The sequence below is a fragment of the Niastella soli genome (assembly GCF_017742245.1).
GTDB classification, from domain to species: domain Bacteria; phylum Bacteroidota; class Bacteroidia; order Chitinophagales; family Chitinophagaceae; genus Niastella; species Niastella soli.
On sequence record NZ_JAGHKO010000001.1, the window covers coordinates 1,516,644 to 1,534,836 of the forward strand.

General features: G+C 44.3%; 11 protein-coding genes. 8 read left to right on the forward strand and 3 right to left on the reverse strand.

Annotated features, from left to right (window positions below; all coding sequences use genetic code 11):
* Positions 1-80: 80 nt before the first annotated feature.
* The gene (locus J7I42_RS06160) at positions 81-3,665 is read right to left on the reverse strand and encodes a response regulator (RefSeq protein WP_209137892.1); all 3,585 of its coding nucleotides are present in this window, start codon (positions 3,663-3,665) and stop codon (positions 81-83) included.
* A gap of 226 nt (positions 3,666-3,891) precedes the next feature.
* On the reverse strand, positions 3,892-4,974 hold the full coding sequence (gene mqnC / locus J7I42_RS06165) for a cyclic dehypoxanthinyl futalosine synthase (RefSeq protein WP_209137893.1): 1,083 nt from the start codon (positions 4,972-4,974) through the stop codon (positions 3,892-3,894).
* Between the two features lie 257 nt (positions 4,975-5,231).
* Between mqnC and J7I42_RS06170 the strand changes: the two genes are divergently transcribed.
* The 8 genes from J7I42_RS06170 (at position 5,232) to J7I42_RS06205 (ending at position 15,725) form a co-directional block, all read left to right on the forward strand.
* Positions 5,232-6,431 (forward strand): aspartyl protease family protein, encoded by a 1,200-nt coding sequence (locus tag J7I42_RS06170; protein ID WP_209137894.1) that lies wholly within the window; start codon positions 5,232-5,234, stop codon positions 6,429-6,431.
* A 255-nt stretch (positions 6,432-6,686) separates the two neighbouring features.
* Positions 6,687-7,925 carry a M16 family metallopeptidase gene (locus J7I42_RS06175; protein WP_209137895.1) on the forward strand — a complete coding sequence of 413 codons (1,239 nt, stop codon included), beginning with the start codon at positions 6,687-6,689 and terminating at the stop codon, positions 7,923-7,925.
* A gap of 26 nt (positions 7,926-7,951) precedes the next feature.
* Positions 7,952-9,238, forward strand: a complete 1,287-nt coding sequence (locus tag J7I42_RS06180) for a M16 family metallopeptidase (protein WP_209137896.1) — start codon at positions 7,952-7,954, stop codon at positions 9,236-9,238.
* 209 nt (positions 9,239-9,447) lie between these two features.
* Positions 9,448-9,795: a phage holin family protein gene (locus J7I42_RS06185; RefSeq protein WP_209137897.1), complete on the forward strand. Its 348-nt coding sequence runs from the start codon at positions 9,448-9,450 to the stop codon at positions 9,793-9,795.
* 60 nt (positions 9,796-9,855) lie between these two features.
* Positions 9,856-11,856 (forward strand): alpha-ketoacid dehydrogenase subunit alpha/beta, encoded by a 2,001-nt coding sequence (locus tag J7I42_RS06190; RefSeq protein WP_209137898.1) that lies wholly within the window; start codon positions 9,856-9,858, stop codon positions 11,854-11,856.
* 76 nt (positions 11,857-11,932) lie between these two features.
* On the forward strand, positions 11,933-14,011 hold the full coding sequence (locus J7I42_RS06195; protein ID WP_209137899.1) for a carboxy terminal-processing peptidase: 2,079 nt from the start codon (positions 11,933-11,935) through the stop codon (positions 14,009-14,011).
* A gap of 33 nt (positions 14,012-14,044) precedes the next feature.
* A complete protein-coding gene (locus tag J7I42_RS06200) occupies positions 14,045-15,097 on the forward strand; it encodes an LIC11966 family surface protein (protein ID WP_209137900.1) in 1,053 nt (350 codons plus the stop codon).
* Between the two features lie 175 nt (positions 15,098-15,272).
* Complete coding sequence (locus J7I42_RS06205; protein WP_209137901.1) at positions 15,273-15,725, forward strand: clan AA aspartic protease; 453 nt, start codon at positions 15,273-15,275, stop codon at positions 15,723-15,725.
* A 282-nt stretch (positions 15,726-16,007) separates the two neighbouring features.
* Here J7I42_RS06205 and J7I42_RS06210 read toward each other — a convergent pair whose 3' ends face one another.
* Positions 16,008-18,188 (reverse strand): penicillin acylase family protein, encoded by a 2,181-nt coding sequence (locus J7I42_RS06210; protein WP_209137902.1) that lies wholly within the window; start codon positions 18,186-18,188, stop codon positions 16,008-16,010.
* Positions 18,189-18,193 lie beyond the last annotated feature (5 nt).

The following is an 18,193-nucleotide window of genomic DNA, read 5'->3' on the forward strand; positions in this document are numbered from 1 at the left end:
CTTCTTTTAAGACAAATAATAGGTCGGAGTAGTTGTCAAAAAATTACAGCGGGGGTGTTAAATTTTAGCCAACGACGTTGCTACACCAATAACATCCTCTTTTTCAGCACCGCTTCAATTTCTTCTAATTTAAAGGGTTTTGAAATATAATCGTTCATGCCGGCTTCTATACATTTTTCCTTGTCGCCCTGCATGGCATCGGCGGTGAGTGCAATTACCGGAATGAGGCTGTAAGGCTCTGGCAATTGGCGAATGAGGCGGGTAGTGGTGAACCCATCCATTTCAGGCATATTCACATCCATAAAGATCAGCTGCGGGTCTTGTTGTTGCAACAATTCAAGGGCTTGTTTACCATTGGTCGCTTTTATAACTGCAAACCCCATTTTGCTCAATACTTCCGTTATCAACAGCATATTGATAGGCTCATCTTCCACCACCATAATGGTAGCCGCATCGGTGATCTTTTCAATTACGGGGATATTTTCCTTCTCCGGTTGCCGTTTGCCGGTAGTGAACATGGCTGAAAGTGTAGCGTACAGCTCGTACAATTTTATCGGTTTGGAAAGAAACCCGTGGATGCCCAGTTTTTCTGCCTGTCGCTGGAACATATTTTTTTCCAGCGATGACAACATCATAATAACCGGTTGCGGATAGCCGGGTGACGACCTGCGCATTTCCTGCACCAGTTGCATGCCATCCATCTCGGGCATATGGTGATCGGTTAAAATGAGATCGAGCGATTCACCGTTATGATGTGCTTTGTGTAAAATAGCCAGGGCTTCCCGGCCATTGTGGGCAGTTTCGCAGGGAATGTTGAAATAGCGGAATATTTCCTGCATCAGCCAGCGGTTGCTGGCATTGTCGTCGACTACCAGTACTTTTTGTAATGGCGGCCGGTACACGCCGGTTATTTGCGGTTCGATGTTTACAATTTCAAGCGGCAGCTTTAAGGTAAAGGTGCTGCCCCTACCGGCTTCGCTTTCTACCTGTAAGCTGCCATCCATTAATTCGGCCAGGCTTTTTGATATGGTGAGCCCCAGGCCTGTACCGCCGTATTTGCGTGTAGTGGAAGAGTCAGCCTGGGTAAAGCTGTCAAATATTTTGATCAGTTTTTCCTTAACAATGCCAATACCGGTATCCCGCACGGACAGTTCTATGTCGATACACTTCTTACCTTCTTTAGCATACATATTGCCCGACTTTTTCAGCGACACGAATATTTCACCCTTTTGGGTAAACTTGATGGCATTGCCCAACAGGTTTACAAATACCTGGCGTATACGAACCGGGTCGCCGCTTACCCGGGAAGGTAGCAGCGGATCAATATGGCAAACCATTTCCAGCTTTTTTTCAAAAGCTTTTACTGAAAGAATATCTATGGCTTCTTCCACCAGCTCATCGATCCTGAAAGAAGTATTATCGATCTGCAGTTTGCCTGCTTCCAGTTTTGAAAAGTCGAGAATATCGTTGATAATATCCAGCAACCCATACGCCGATTTCTTTACATTTTCCAGGTAATCGCGCTGAGAGTGCTGTAAGTTAGTAGTAAGCACCAGATCGGTAAAACCAATGATGCCATTCATGGGCGTACGTAATTCATGGCTCATATTGGCCATGAATTCACTTTTTGCCTGGTTGGCCGATTCGGCCATATCTTTTGCCTGCACCAGCTCCTGTTCCATTTGTTTCCGCTCGATGGCGGCAGCCAGGGTGGCAGCAAAGGATTGCAGAATGCTGAATTCGGTGATGGTCCAGTCGCGTTCCTGTGTTTTGTCGCCAAAGCTTACAAATCCCCAGAAATAGTTCATGGTAAAAACGGGCAGGACCGCAGTAGTTTTAATGCCACGATCGGCATAAAATTCCCGCAATTCAGGGTCCTTTATGTTCTTAACATGGCTGCAGAAGATCTCTTCCCTAATTAGGGTTTGGAAAAGAGCAGACTTACTGTTCAGTTCGTTATTCTGACAGCCGGCGGGGCGATAGAGCAAATCATCGCTGGCACTATCCCATTGCCACAACCGGCTGGTGTACCATTTATCTTCGGCCAGTACAAATTCATTTTTGTATACATTCAGGTTATCAACCTGCAATTTCATGCCCAGCAATTGAATAGCTTCACCAATGGCCTGGTCAAGGTTGTTATTACTGATCAACAGGTGGGTCGCTTCGGATACTGCCTGTAGTAACTGGTCCTTACGACGCAGGTTTTCTTCCACTTTTTTTAGTGGAGTAATGTTATGCACAAAGCCCAGAACACCCCAAACATTGCCTTCCGGATCTTTCAACGGTACTTTTACCGTACTCATGGTATGTAACTTACCGTTGGCAAAATTCGGCTCCTCGGGTATATATATAACATTACCTGTTTTCACTACTTCATCGTCATCGGCCCAAAATCCACGGATGCCGCGGCTAGGATCGCCAGTAACATATTCGGCCTGAAAGCCTACTTCCAGGTCGTCTTTACCAATGATCTCCCCAGGCGATTTGCGGAGTGAATCGGCACAGGCCTGGTTGATAAGCAGGAACCGGTGGGAAGGATCTTTTATAAATATCCAGTCGGGAGTTGAGTTAATAATGGTACGCAGCAGCTCTTCCGATTGCTTTACTTCAACCAGCAGTTGTTCCCGTTCCACCTCTGCTTTCTTTTGTTCGGTGATGTTACGTGTGGTGGAAATGATCTTAACCACCTGGTTATATTCTTTTACCGGCTTTAAAATACTTTCCAGCCAGATATACTCATTCCTGTTTGTTCTGATGCGATAACGCAGGGTGAGGTTATCAATTCTACCTAAAACAGTGCTGTTATGGTGAAGGGTAAAAAAAGGTACATCGTCGGGGTGAACGAATTCAGTGATGGAATGACCTTCCATTTCTTCGCGCAAATACCCCAGCGCTTTTTCTACCGAGGGCGATACATACTGAAAAACCCCATCGGGGCTGCTTACCGAAATGATATCCTCCGCATGTTCGGCCAACAGACGGAACTTTTGTTCACTGTTTTGCAGATCGCGGTAGTTCTGTTTATTGGTGCGTAACAGGGGATCTATAACCAGGAAAATAAGACAGATAAGGGCAATGATCAGCGAAATGAATTTGCCGGTATTGATGTTGGAAGATTCCTCCATTCTATCGGTTACCACACCAGTATACCGTTGGACCACCTCATTCATAAGAGGATAGAACTTTTTTTCGCTATACAGGATCTGTTGTTTGTATAAAGCGCCGTTGATGGCCAGCAACTGACTATCGGCCTGGAATACCTCCTGGGCAACGGCAATAATGGCTTTAATGTGGGTTTGTGCATTGGTAAGATCGCGGGTGATCTCAAGCAGGTCATTGGTAACCGGTTCGTCCTTTACGATCTTTATTTTGTCGCGCAAAAACTGGTTGCCGGTAATAAAAGAATCGGTAGCGTTGTGTAATTGCTCCCGGATGGCCTGTGTTTCGGTTTCGGGCAGATTTCCCTTGGTAAGCAACATTACGTCCTTGGTAATGACCTGACACAGCGTTTGTTGCTGCCCGCTTATATTCACCAGCTTTACCATTTCCTCATTCTGTTTGCTGGACAGATGGATCATGTAATAGCCGAAAAAGTTGAATAAAAGCACAGCCGCAAGCAGTACTACACCAATTCTTACCAGTTTACGAAAGGGACTGTTCATTATTTTTCAGGATACAATACTTACCCAATATATAACTTATTATACATCATTTGTATTGAATATTGACCCTTGTTTTTTTATGATAAGTAAGGGTATTCCATCAGTTTTTTAGGGATCCGGTGGGAAATCACAACATAGAGGGGAATACGGAGCGGTGAGTGGTGAGTTGTCAAAGACAAAAGGTGAGCCATCCGCCAGCTGGCTGATGACCCACCTATCGTTATAGCTAATAATCTATCACCTGCTCTTCAATTACTTGTGGCATTTGGCGCCATTCGTACTGCTGGTTACGCAATTGCGGTTCAAAGCCGGCCTCCTTAATGGCCTGTTGAATACTTTTATACGTAAAGCGGTGCGGCGCACCGGCGGCACTAACCACGTTTTCTTCCAGCATAATACTGCCAAAATCGTTCGCTCCGGCGTTCAGGCAAATTTGGGCGGTTTGCTTACCTACAGTAAGCCAGGAAGCCTGGATGTTCTTCACATTGGGCAGCATGATGCGGCTGATGGCGATCATGCGAATATATTCATCGGGCGTGGTGAGGTTATGCACCCCGCGGATCTTCGTCAATAAGGTATCTACATCCTGGAAGGTCCAGGGAATAAAGGCGAGGAAGCCCTTGGCTTCGGCTGGTTTTCTGCTTTGTACTTCCCTGATCTTCACCAGGTGTTCAAAACGTTCGCGAACGGTTTCCACATGGCCGAACATCATAGTGCCGGAGGTGGTAATGTTCAGTTTATGCGCTTCGTGCATAATATCGAGCCACTCCTGAGAGCCGCATTTACCCTTTGAAATGAGGCGGCGAACGCGATCTACCAGAATTTCGGCACCGGCGCCAGGGAGGCTGTCCATACCGGCCTCTTTCAGGGCGGTCAATACTTCCCGGTGGGTCGATTTTTCCAGTTTGGTGATGTGCGCAATTTCAGGGGGCCCCAGGGTGTGCAATTTAATAGTGGGGTACAGCTGTTTCAACTGTTTGAAGAGGTCAACATAGAACTGTAATCCCAGTTCGGGGTGGTGGCCACCCTGCAGCAATAATTGATCGCCACCCCAGCGGATGGTTTCATCAATTTTCTTTTTATAGGTAGCTATATCTGTTATGTAAGCATCGGCATGGCCCGGTATGCGGAAGAAGTTACAAAACTTACAATTGGCAATACATACATTGGTGGTATTAACATTCCGGTCTATTTGCCAGGTAACTTTACCATGCGGGACCTGTTTTTTACGCAACTCATTGGCTACAAACATAAGTTCTGTCAATGGGGCTTGTTCAAACAGTGCCATTCCTTCCTCAATGGTCAGCATATCAAAATTTAGGGCTTTCGCATATAGCTCATCCAAGTGCATAAAAAATTTATTGTAGCAACAAAAGTACTAAACGAACGGTTCAGAACGAATCGTATATATAGAAATACATAGGTAATTGGTACGCCATTTTCTGCATTTCAGGTGCCATAAACGGTCATTTAGTTGTTTTTATACCAATGGTTTAGCATTTTCAGATAAATATTTTATCTTACTTATTAATATCCTGGGCCAGCTACCTATTTAAACCTCCTCCCATGCGATTGTTGACCATACCCATGCTTTTGGTACTTTTCTCTGTAACATATGTACAGGCACAGGAAGAATTTATTCCCCCGCCTGCCAAACAGATTACGCGTTTTCCATTCAAATTACTTACCGGTGGCATTATTACAGTAAAAGCCCGGCTTGGCAATTACCCTGATACCCTCAATTTTGTGCTTGATACAGGCAGCGGCGGGATTTCGCTGGATTCAACCACGGCCAGTTTGTTAAAACTACCTACCCAACTGAGCGACCGCACCATCCGAGGTATTGCCGGGATACGCAAGGTATATTTCAGCTACGGACAAACCCTTCACCTGCCCGATCTGCCGGTTGAAAACCTGGATTTTCATATTAATGATTATGATGTTTTGACCAGCGCGTATGGGGAAAAGATAGATGGGATCATAGGTTTAAGCTTTTTATCGCGCTATATATTAAAGGTTGATTATGATAGCCTGACCATTTCGGTTTTTACAAAAGGCTCTATCAAATACCCCCGTGGCGGATTTTTGTTGAAACCACTCATACAAACCATTCCGGTTTTGCATGCCAATATCAGAGACAACCGGCCGCTGAGCTCCCGGTTTTATTTTGATACTGGCGCCGGCATGTGTTTATTATTGTCGGCCGATTTTGTAAGCGACAGCAATTTTGTAAAACCCAAGCGCAAATGGTATGCTACCCAGGCGGAGGGTTTGGGTGGAAAAGCCCCTATGAAACAAGGGGTTATAAAACAGTTACAGCTTGGGCCGTATAAATTTAAAAATGTACCTACCTATATTTTCGATGATGAATACAATGTTACCCAGTATCCCGCTTTAGCCGGATTAATTGGGAATGACCTGCTTCGCCGCTTCAACCTCATCATAAACTATGAGCGTAAGGACATTTATATGATCCCCAATTCCCATTACAAAGAACAGTTCGATTACTCTTATACCGGGCTGGGCATGTATGTGGTGGATGGGGAAATTCAGGTGGTGGATATTATGCCTGAATCACCCGCCGAACAGGCAGGTTTTAAACCGGGTGATATAATCATGGCCGTGGCGAATAATTTCAGTAATAATATTCAAACCTATAAAAATCTGATGCAAACCCCGGGCGAAAGGCTCAAAGTTTTAGTGCTGCGAAAAGAGGGACCTTACGTGCTTACCTTGAAGGTGAAAAATATCCTAACCGGGCGTTAAAACGTCTTTTATCAATCACTTTCAACCAAATACCTCAACTTGTCGTTAATTTGTAGCTACTTCCTTCTACGCCCCATCTTTGCCCTTTGACTGCCATAGCTTTGCTTTACCCTTCGGAACCTTAGGGAAGGAGGGACAGCGGCAGTAAGGCTTGCTGCCTCCGCAAAGCCTCGGCGTCGATGGGCAAGGCAGGATTGTGGTACGTGTTCTGCACGTAAAGAAGGAAACCTGCTAATTTAAAAGTAATAACGGCATATGATACAATTTGAAAAATTCACGCTTTCGAATGGCTTACGGGTTATAGTTCATGAAGATCATTCCACCCCCATGGCGGTATTGAATGTGATGTACGATGTGGGCGCCAGGGATGAGGACCCCAATAAAACCGGGTTCGCTCACCTGTTTGAGCACCTGATGTTTGGCGGTTCCCGCAATATTGAAGATTTTGAGACCCCGCTACAAATGGCCGGAGGTGAAAACAATGCCTATACCAGTAACGATGTAACCAATTATTATATAACGTTACCGGCCGAAAACCTGGAAACAGCATTCTGGCTCGAAAGTGACCGGATGCTTTCTCTGGCATTCAGCGAGAAAAGCCTGGAGGTACAACGGAAAGTGGTTATTGAAGAATTTAAGGAGCATTACATTAACAAACCCTATGGCGATGTATGGTTCAAGCTGCGTGAAATGGCCTACAAAAAACACCCCTACCGGTGGATGACCATTGGTAAGGAATTATCGCATATTGAAAATGCCAGCCTGCAGGATGTTAAAAATTTCTTCTACAAACATTACACCCCCATGAATGCTATATTGGTGGTGGCCGGAAATGTAAGTGTGGAACAGGTACGCCAGCTGACTGAAAAATGGTTTGGGGATATCGCTGCCGGTGAAAAATACATTCGCCAGATCCCCGCTGAACCAGCACAAACCGAACCCCGCTCCATGGAAGTTAAGGCCAAAGTACCACTGGATGCTATTTACAAAGTATTTCACATGGATAATCGCCTTGATCATGGCTATTATGTGGCCGATCTTATTACCGAAGTGCTGGGCGGCGGCGGTTCCTCCCGCTTATATCAACAACTGGTAAAAGAGAAAAAATTATTCAGCCAGATAGAATGTTATCATTTTGGAACTGTTGATAAGGGGTTGCTGGCCATTGAAGGCAAACTGGTAAAAGGGGTAAAAATGGAAGATGCCGAAGCGGCCATCAATGAAGAGCTGGAAAAACTGAAACAAGGTGGCATCAGCGAAAAAGAGCTTACCAAAATAAAGAACAAAACGGAAGCTACCCTGGCATTTGAGGATATGAGTGTACTTACGCGGGCTAATAACCTGGCCTTTTATGAATTGCTGGGCGATGTAAACCTGTTTAACCACGACAGGGATAAATATTTCTCCGTAACCGGTGACGATATTCTGCAATTCAGCCAGAAAATATTCAATCCGAATAATTGCAGTACGCTTAAATACTATAGTGAGAATTAAGAATAAAAGACGACTAAAAAGAAGATATGCTAAACAGAACAGTTGCTCCTAAAATAATAGATCCGGTTCAATTTGAGATAAAATTGCCGGCCTGTAAAAAATATATATTGGCCAACGGTATTGAAGTGTTTGCGCTTGATATGGGTAGTGAAGATACCTTAATGGTGAACTGGGTTTTTTCGGCTGGTAACTGGTTCGAAAATAAAAAAAGCGTTGCCGCCGCCACCAATTTTTTATTAAAGAATGGCACCGGCAAACGCAATGCGTTTGATATAAACGAACATTTTGAGTACTATGGTTCTTACCTTAACCGCGCCTGTTACAACGAAACTGCGGACATAACGCTGCACACTTTAAGCAAGCACATCAATGAGTTGTTGCCCGTGGTGGCAGAGCTGGTGCAGGAGTCTGTGTTTCCCCAGGAAGAGCTGGATATTTATATTCAAAATTCGCAGCAACGATTAAAAGTAAATCTGCAAAAAGGGGAATTTGTTGCCGGCCGGTTGATCGATGCGTATTTGTTTGGCGAGAATCACCCGTATGGAACATACAATGAATTGGCAGATTATGCGGCTCTGAAACGCGAAGACGTAGTTAATTTTTACAATGAATATTATAAAGAGGGCCGCTGTGTGATCTTTGTAGCGGGGAAATTACCTGCGGATATTATTGACACGCTGGAAAAGTATTTTGGTCAACTGCCTTTAAAACCACGGATGGGTGGCGCAGAAGTTATTCAGCATCCGCTGCAACCGGCCGCACAAAAGAAGTACGAAATACTGAATGACCCCAATGGGGTACAGTCGGCCATTCGTATTGCCCGGCCCTTTCCCAACCGGCACCACCCCGATTTTCAGAAGGTGATGGTGTTGAACAATGTGTTCGGCGGCTTTTTTGGTTCGCGCTTAATGGGCAACATCCGGGAAGACAAAGGCTATACGTATGGTATTTATAGTTACCTGTTGAACTTTACCAGCACCAGCGGCTGGATGGTAAGTACCGAGGCAGGGCGCGATGTTACAGCCGAAACGATTAAGGAAATTTATTATGAAATGGAGCAGATGCGCGATGAACCGATCGATGAAGAAGAATTGAGTATGACGCGCAATTCCATGATCGGAAGCATCCTGGGCGACCTGGATGGTCCGTTTCAGGTTATAGGTCGCTGGAAAAGCATGATCCTGAACAATGTAGACGAAAATTATTTTGATCGAAGTGTGCAGACCATTAAAACCATAACGGCCGAAGAGCTGCAGGAGCTGGCGAAGAAATACCTTGTTCCCGATGAGTTCTATGAGTTAGTGGTGATTTAGATCGGCCCGCCTACTCCGTTGCGGCGGATTCGGCGGGCGAGGCAATCGGCGGCGCAAGAGAGTTATTAGTCTCAATAGTCGCGAACCGTCTGCCGTCTGCCGTCTGCCGTCTGCCGTTTCACGATATACAACAGGCCCGTTCCAATATCGGTACGGGCTTGTTACTTTTTCCGGGTTTTACCTACATATATAATCAAAACCACATCGTTATGAACTTTATCATGCGTATCATTGTAACCTCCATCATTGCCTTTGGTTTATCGTATATCTTAAGTGGGGTACATATAAATACGTTCACAACAGCCATTGTGTTGGCCATTGTACTGGCAGTATTAAATGCCATTGTAAAACCCATTCTTATTTTGATCACCTTCCCCATAACCATTGTAACATTAGGGCTTTTTTTATTTGTGATCAACGCCCTCATCATTATACTGGCCGACAACTTCATAAAAGGCTTTGCGGTAGACGGCTTCTGGTGGGCGTTGTTGTTTAGTTTATTACTGTCAATTGTTACTTCGGTATTATATAAAGAAAAAAGCGACGAAAAAGAATAGCCGCCACTGCTACGAATATTTGATTTGCCCTAACTTCATGGTACACTATTTTATTATTGTATGCACTTCGATAGCAAAGATTTAACCTATGACCAACTGGTTCATTTATACAAGAACCTGTTATTGCCCCGTATGATCGAAGAGAAAATGTTGGTGTTGTTAAGGCAGGGAAAAATCTCAAAGTGGTTTAGTGGAATTGGGCAGGAAGCAATTGCCGTTGGGGTTACCCAGGCCCTGGAGGAAGACGAATGGATCTTGCCCCTGCACAGGAACCTGGGTGTGTTTACGGGCCGGCATATGCCGCTGCATAAATTGTTGATGCAATGGCAGGGAAATCAGAGTGGATATAGTAAAGGGCGAGAACGCAGTTTTCACTTCGGGAATGCCCAGCACCATATTTGTGGTATGATCTCGCATTTAGGCCCACAGCTAGGCATTGCAGATGGAATTGCCCTGGCCCATAAACTTCGCAAAGAAGATAAGGTAGTGGTGGTATTTACCGGCGAAGGCGGTACCAGCGAAGGCGATTTTCATGAAGCCGTGAATGTGGCCGCCGTGTGGGACCTGCCTGTGATCTTTGTAATAGAGAACAATGGCTATGCCCTGAGCACCCCGGTGCATGAGCAATACCGCTGTGAAGCGCTGGTTGAAAAAGCCCGCGGTTATGGCATTGATGGGGTAAAAATAGACGGGAATAATATCCTCAATGTGTACGATACCATCAAAGGTGTAAAGAAATATTGCCTCGAATACCAACGCCCCTATCTGGTTGAATGTGCTACTTTTCGCATGCGTGGCCATGAAGAGGCCAGCGGCACCAAATACGTTCCCCCCTATTTATTTGAAGTATGGGAAATGAAAGATCCCATTAAGAATTTTGAGCAGTTCCTGCTGTCAAAACAGATCCTTTCAAAAGAAGAGGTAAATGCCATTCACCTTGACCTGAAAGAATATATAGATGTGGAATGCAGCATTGGTTTTAATGCCAAGCCCATGCATGTAGATACAAACCGGGAATTACAGGAAGTTTATGCAGAAAGGAAACTGGAAGTGATAGGCATGAATTACGAAGCAGGAAGTGCATTGGCGGAGGATATAAAAGAACAACGTTTTATTGACGCTATTAAAGACGGATTGCACCAGAGCATGCAGCAACATGCTGACCTTATATTAATGGGGCAGGACATTGCCGAGTATGGTGGTGTATTTAAAATAACAGAAGGATTTGTTGAAGAATTTGGAAAAGACCGTGTGCGGAACACCCCGCTGTGCGAAAGCGCCATTCTGGGTGCATCCCTGGGATTAAGCCTGCAGGGCTACCGGTCAATGATAGAAATGCAGTTTGCCGATTTTGTGACCATGGGTTTTACGCAGATCGTAAACAACCTGGCCAAGATCCATTACCGTTGGGGACAATCGGCCAATGTGGTCATACGCATGCCGTGCGGCGCCGGGGTAGGGGCCGGGCCTTTTCATTCCCAAACCAATGAAGCGTGGTTTGTGCATACTCCCGGGCTGAAAGTAGTGTACCCCAGTACGCCAGCCGATGCAAAAGGACTGCTTATTGCCGCGATCAATGACCCGAATCCGGTGTTGTTTTTTGAGCATAAGGCCCTGTACCGGAGCGTACATGGCCAGGTGCCAATTGCCTATTACGAAACCGAGATCGGGAAGGCCCGTCACGTTTGTTCAGGTGAGGACCTTAGTATTATAACTTATGGGCAGGGCGTTATTTGGGCTGAAGACTATGCCGCACACCATCCGGAAGTTTCGATCGATATTCTTGACCTGCGTACCCTTTTGCCGCTCGATTATGAGGCTATTAAGGCAGCAGTGAGAAGGACCGGCCGGGTGCTGGTATTGCACGAGGATACCATGACCGGTGGTATTGGAGGTGAAGTGGCCGCCTGGATAGGCGAGCATTGTTTTGAATTACTCGATGCACCGGTATTACGGTGCGCCTCCCTCGATACACCGGTACCGTTTAATACCGAGTTGGAAAATAACTTCCTGGCCAAATCCCGGTTGCATGAAACGGTGGTAAAGTTGCTAAAATATTAATATCAAGGGGGTTGTATGCGCTAAGCTGAATGTGTATCTTTATACACGTGCTGAAAACAATAACCTTGGTAGCAATATGCGCATATTTCTATTTCTGATCCTTATTGTAACAGGCTGGAACGTAGCTGATGCCCAATCAATTCAAAAGGCCGTTACTGATGCCTATGTGGTGAGCCGCATGGTAGAGAAGTTCCACATTCAACCCCGCCCATTAGACGATGAACGATCAGCAGCCATCTTCAATGAGTTGATGCAGCAGTTAGATGAGCAGCGCATATTCTTTTCGCAGGACGATGTAAAAAAGCTGTCGGCCTATCGCTTACAACTCGATGACCAGATCAAGGGAAAAAAATCAGACTTCCTTCAACTACTGATCTCTTCTTACAAACAGCGGCTGCTGCAGGCAGATACCATGCTGGACAATATATGTAAAACACCTTTTAATTTCCTGTTGAAAGAAAAATATACGGTAGCAGAAGACACCATCTATCCGGCAACTATAACAGCCATGCACACAAAAATGTACAAGCTGCTGAAGTTAACGGTAATGGCAGGTATATTGGAATATAATGACCTTGCTTATCCTTCAAGATCGCCCACAAAAAGGATTGTAGACAGTCTGGAACCTACATTAAGGAAAAAAGCCAATGTAACCTTTAAGCGGTCGGTTAAAAGGATGCTGCAAAGTCCGCAGGGTATTGAATTCATCATTGGTAATATCTACTGCCAGGCGCTGGCTATAACTTATGACCCGCACACGGCGTATTTTTCATCAGACGCCAAAGAAGATTTTGAAAGCCATTTGGGAAAAAAGCCACTGGAATATGGATTAACCTTCAGTAAAGACGAAGATGGGCATGCGCAAATAGATTACCTGAAACCTGGTAGCTCGGCTTATCAAAGCGGGCGGTTAAACAAAGGTGACAAGGTGCAATCCATTCAATGGGAAAAGAAAGAACCTATTGATGTGGCCGATGCCGATGTGGAGGAAATTGAAAGAACGCTGGCCGCATCAGGTGGAAACACTGTTAATATCACAGTGAAAAAAGCCGATGGTACTACGCGGCAGGTAGCACTACATAAAGAACGGATTGAGGAGCAGGAAGAGGAGGATGAGGATAAAGTTAAGAGCTTTATTCTGCAGGGTGATCGTAAAGTGGGATATATTTCATTACCTGCTTTTTATTCAGATTGGGAGGGTACGCTGGGCATAAATGGTTGTGCCAATGATGTTGCCAAAGAGATCATCAAAATGAAGAAGGAGAATATCGAAGGCCTGATGATCGATCTGCGTTATAACGGTGGTGGTTCTTTGAAAGAAGCCATTGAATTATCGGGGATATTTATTGATGCCGGTCCGGTGGCACAACTAAAATATAAAGAGACGCCCAAGCCAGAAACATTGAAAGATGCTGTGCGCGGCACCATTTACGATGGTCCCTTGTTATTACTGGTGAATGGATTCAGTGCTTCTGCTTCAGAAATGGTGGCGGCAGTAATGCAGGATTATCACCGCGCATTGATTGTAGGTTCACCCACATATGGTAAGGCTACTGCGCAGGTTGTTTTGCCAATGGATACCACCATTAACCTGGAAACCTACAACGGAAAAACGGTTGCTTCCAGTTATATAAAATTAACTACTTCAAGGTTGTTCCGGATCAATGGCACCACCGCACAGGCTCATGGTGTTCAACCCGATATCAATTTGCCCGATCTAACCGATGCTGTTCCCGGACGGGAAGTGAATGAAAAATATGCATTGCCCGCAACTACCATTGAACCTAATAAATATTATAAGCCGTTGGCCCAACTACCAGTAGCAGCAGCCGATACAGTGGCGAAAAAAGAAATGGCAGCATCGGCTTACTTTAATTATGTACAACGGTACATCGAGTATGCTAAACAAGCAAATGTGAGGAAAGACATTTCGTTATTGATTGAAGAAGCCTGGCAAAGAAAGAAGGCAAAAGAACAACAGGTAGAATCGATCAAAGAACCGAAGGAGGAAAAGGCCATATTTAAAGTAGTAAAACCATCCACACAAAAACAACGCGAGCAGGATACTGAAATGGATGAAGAATGGAAGGAGAATCTGTTAACTGATGCGTATGTTAAGATCGCTTATCGCGTATTAGGCACCATGAAACAGTAATCAACAACCCTTATAATAGCCAAACTAATTGCTATGAAAAAGAATCTACTCAACCTTATCGCACTATTTGTTGCGTGCATAAGCATTGCAGTGTCAACGCAGGGCCAGGCCATTGAAAATCCTGGTGAATACATGACCGCCGTTAATAATGCCCGCCTTGGCATGGATGCCAAGTATATGCAATACCTGAGTGCAGCTGCACATGGCCGCAGAGCCCGTAAAGTAGAAAAGTTGCGCGCTGATGTACTGGAGACGATCAATCAAAGCAAATACAAAACAACTGATCTGCCGAAATACAAGGGCGATAACACCCTTCGCCAGGGAACTATTGATTACATTACCCTTTGTTACCGGGTTTTTAATGAAGATTATAAAAAGATAGTTGACATGGAAGAACTGGCCGAACAATCATTTGATGCTATGTCGGCCTATTTGTTATTACAGGAAAAAGTAAATGAAAAACTGAATGATGCCTCTGCCCAACTGCACAAAACAACTATGGACTTTGCGGCCAAATACAATGTAAAATTAGATAGCTCAAGGGATCCATTAGAATACAAACTGGACCTTGCTGGTAAACTGAATGAATATACCAATACGGTATTTCTTATTTTCTTCAAATGCAACTGGCAGGATATGACGATCGTGACTGCCATGAACAACAAAAAGGTGAATGATGTGGAGCAATCACGCAACTCTTTATTGCGCTTTGCAACTGATGGAATGAAAGGTTTGGACACACTGAAAAGCTTTAACGGTGACCCCTCATTGGCCAATGCCTGTCGGGAGGTATTAAAGTACTATAAGAAAATGGCAGAGACCGATGTGCCCAAGCTCACTGATTTTTATTTGAAGGAAGAGAACTTCACAAAAACAAAGAAGGCATTTGATGCAAAATCTGCCAACAGTCGCACCAAAGAAGAGGTGGATGCTTTTAATAAAATGGTGAGTGAATACAACGAGGCTGTTAATAACTTCAACAAAACAAACAATACGGTGAATAAAGAGCGCACCCAAGCCATTACTACCTGGGAGGCTGCGCAGAAGAAATTTGCTGATGCAAATATGCCGTATTATAAAGGGTAAATAGTAGAATTGGTTTGAAAGAGCCTGTAAGGTGAATTGCCTTATGGGCTTTTTTGTTTAAAGAAGAGTATACAGTTTAACTGGAAGGAGTGTAATTATGTACTATTAAAATATTGTTTAATTAATAATATGTACAACCGATAATTTAATTAAATTTATAATAAAATAGAAAAGTATGGGTCTTATATACGCTGATGTTGAAATAATTAATGGCGGTGATTTGGAGATGGCACGTCGCAACTTATTGGATATTGATGAGGTAAAACGTATTCACGTTAATATACTTGTAGATACCGGTGCAATAATGCTTTGTATCAATGAAAATATTCAGGCGCAATTACAGTTACAAGTAGTTGAAAAAAGAAAAGCCCAATTGGCAAATGGTCATATTGTGGAATATGATGTGGTATCTCCTGTTGAAATACGATTTAAAAACCGGCAAACTACTTGTAGAGCTATGGTTCTACCAGACGATACTGAACCGCTGCTTGGAGCTATTCCGCTGGAAGATATGGATGTATTGATCCATCCTCAACGACAGGAATTAATTGTCCATCCTGATCATCCATATATTGCGCAGATGAAGATAAAGCAAGTAAAAAAAAACTCTTCTGTAATTATAGGGTAACCACCATTAGTATTTTAAAACATTGACCATCTGTCTATGACGGATGGTCTTTTATTTCAACACATTTTATTACTCCCCAAAATTCATAATCCAGATCAACTTCTTTCTAATCGATGTTGTGTTTTTTTATTATATGACAGGGGTATTATATTATGTACGCTTTTAAACAACCTGGACTGTGATACCTATAAATTAAAGTGGACTGAAAATAGTAAATAAAAAATAGGAGGTAAGCAGCTTATAAATTTCTTACCTCCTACTTCCTGGTTCTTAATTCAGGTTTTACTGCCCCGGCCGGTAAGTCCGTTCGGCATGTTTCAACACATCTTCCTTATAAAACAGCACCTCCTTAAATATTCCTTTGGTATACATCTCGGCCTGATCGCCGAAGTATTTGGAACTGGGGTCACCGCTTTCGCCGCCGGCCAGTAAGGATTTTGCTTTTACTTTTTTGCCAAACTCCACGGCGCAAATAAAACTGTTGCCATTGTATCCATATCTTTTCATCGAGCCATTTTGATATCTGCTTACAAATGAGGGTAAGCAACCCCAGGTACTGGCTGCCATGCCAACCGGAAGGCTCGGTTTGTTATCGTCATACGTTTCCTGCAAATTGCCGGTCAGTCGTTGATAGCGGTTTATATCTCCCCAGGGCGTTTTCCAGGAGCCGTATCTGCCGGTTAAGTCATTTACAACGGTAAGCAAAGTGCCGGCTAATTGGTCAGCTGAGGCGGTTTGGGCATAGGTATGCACCCGCGTAACCAGGTCCACCTCTAATCCATTTATTCGAACCTGGGGCATCAGCGGCACTAATCGCTGGATCCATTCAATAGCCAATGTAGTGGCAATGGAAGAAACGCCGGTCTTCAGGTCCCAGTTCTTTAACACACTGATGGGTTCGGCCAGTTTTGTGTAGACAGAATCGCTTTTTGAAAGCTCTATTTCATACCTATTGATCAAAGCTGGTATTAACTCCTGAAAGGCAGAAAGTGTAGTGTTATAGCCGTTTGCGATCATGGAATCGATAGTGAATTTTTGCGCCTTCGCCATCAGGCGGGCTGCAGTAATGCCACGAAAATTCTCTGGCTCGGTTGACATATAAGCCGGATACTGTTCTTTTTTCGGACTGCTGCTGCCCGATGCAGTAAACGGGGTAGAATTGCAATTCTGGATAAAACCGCTTGCCGGGTTATATAAGTGAATGGTTTCATTCAAAGTATGCTGGCCTTTCCACTCAGTAGCTCGTGTAGTACCATCAACGGGCTGATTCCATTCATAAGCGGTATCCCGGCGGGGGATATAATTGCCATGCCAGTAAGCTATGTTTCCCTTATCATCAGCAAACACGGTGTTGTTAGAGGCGTTTGATAATAACTCCATCGTTTTTTTGAAGGCATCGAATCCATTTGCCTTTGTGCGTTGCCATGATTGCATCAAAGAGGTCATAGAGCGGTTATTTGCTTTTACACTCAGCCAATTCCCATTCCTGCTGCCCATAACCGGCCCATGGTGCGTATACCAGGTATTGATGGTTTTTGTTTTTATTTCGTTGCCATCTTTGTAACTCAACGTAATGGGCCGTTGCTTCACAGGCAATTGTTCTTTTTCGTACTGGTAAAACCATTGGCTCCCTTGTTTGCTGATCTTTTCTGCATACAGGTCCGCAACATCTGAATAACCGGATGTATGCATCCACCCGCAATGTTCATTGAAACCCTGGTAAACGAAAAGTTGTCCCCAGGTTACGGCGCCATAGGCATTCAATCCCTCTTCGCTGATCACATGTACTTCGGGTCTGAAATAAAATGTTACATGCGGATTGATATACAGTATAGCATTGCCGGATGCTGTACGGGAAGGGGCCAGCGCAAATCCATTGGAACCGGTTGCCACTTCTTCTTCTATTCTTTTAACCCGGACCGTTGTGGTGGGATCGTTGGTATAAAATCTTTTTAATTCATCTATAGTTAACCCGCCGCTTTGTATAGCGGCAATGCTGCCGTCTGTCCACATAAGCTGGAACCAGGGTTCAAAACGGGTGAGCAATGCCGGTTTTACTGATGGGTGTTTGTAGAGATAATAATTAACGCCATCGGCAAAAGCATTCAGTAGCTTTTTTAACCAGGCAGCACTGTTTATATAGTCGCTTTTGGCGCCGGCTGAGTCTATCAGCAAACGTGTATACAAATCATTATACAGGTTTTTTTCACCAGATATTTCCGCACTTCTGCCTAAAATGTCAATATAGTTAGCTTCCACTCTTTTGAAATCATCTTCACACTGGGCATACAGTAACCCAAATACGCAGTCGGCATCTGTTTTTCCATAGATATGTGGGATGCCCCAATTATCGCGGATGATAGTTACCTGTTTTGCCTGTTGCTCCCACCGGTTAATTTCCTCCTTAGTAAAGGTTTGGGCGGTTAACGACAATGGGAGTAAGAAGAGTAGGATGAGTTTCATAGTAT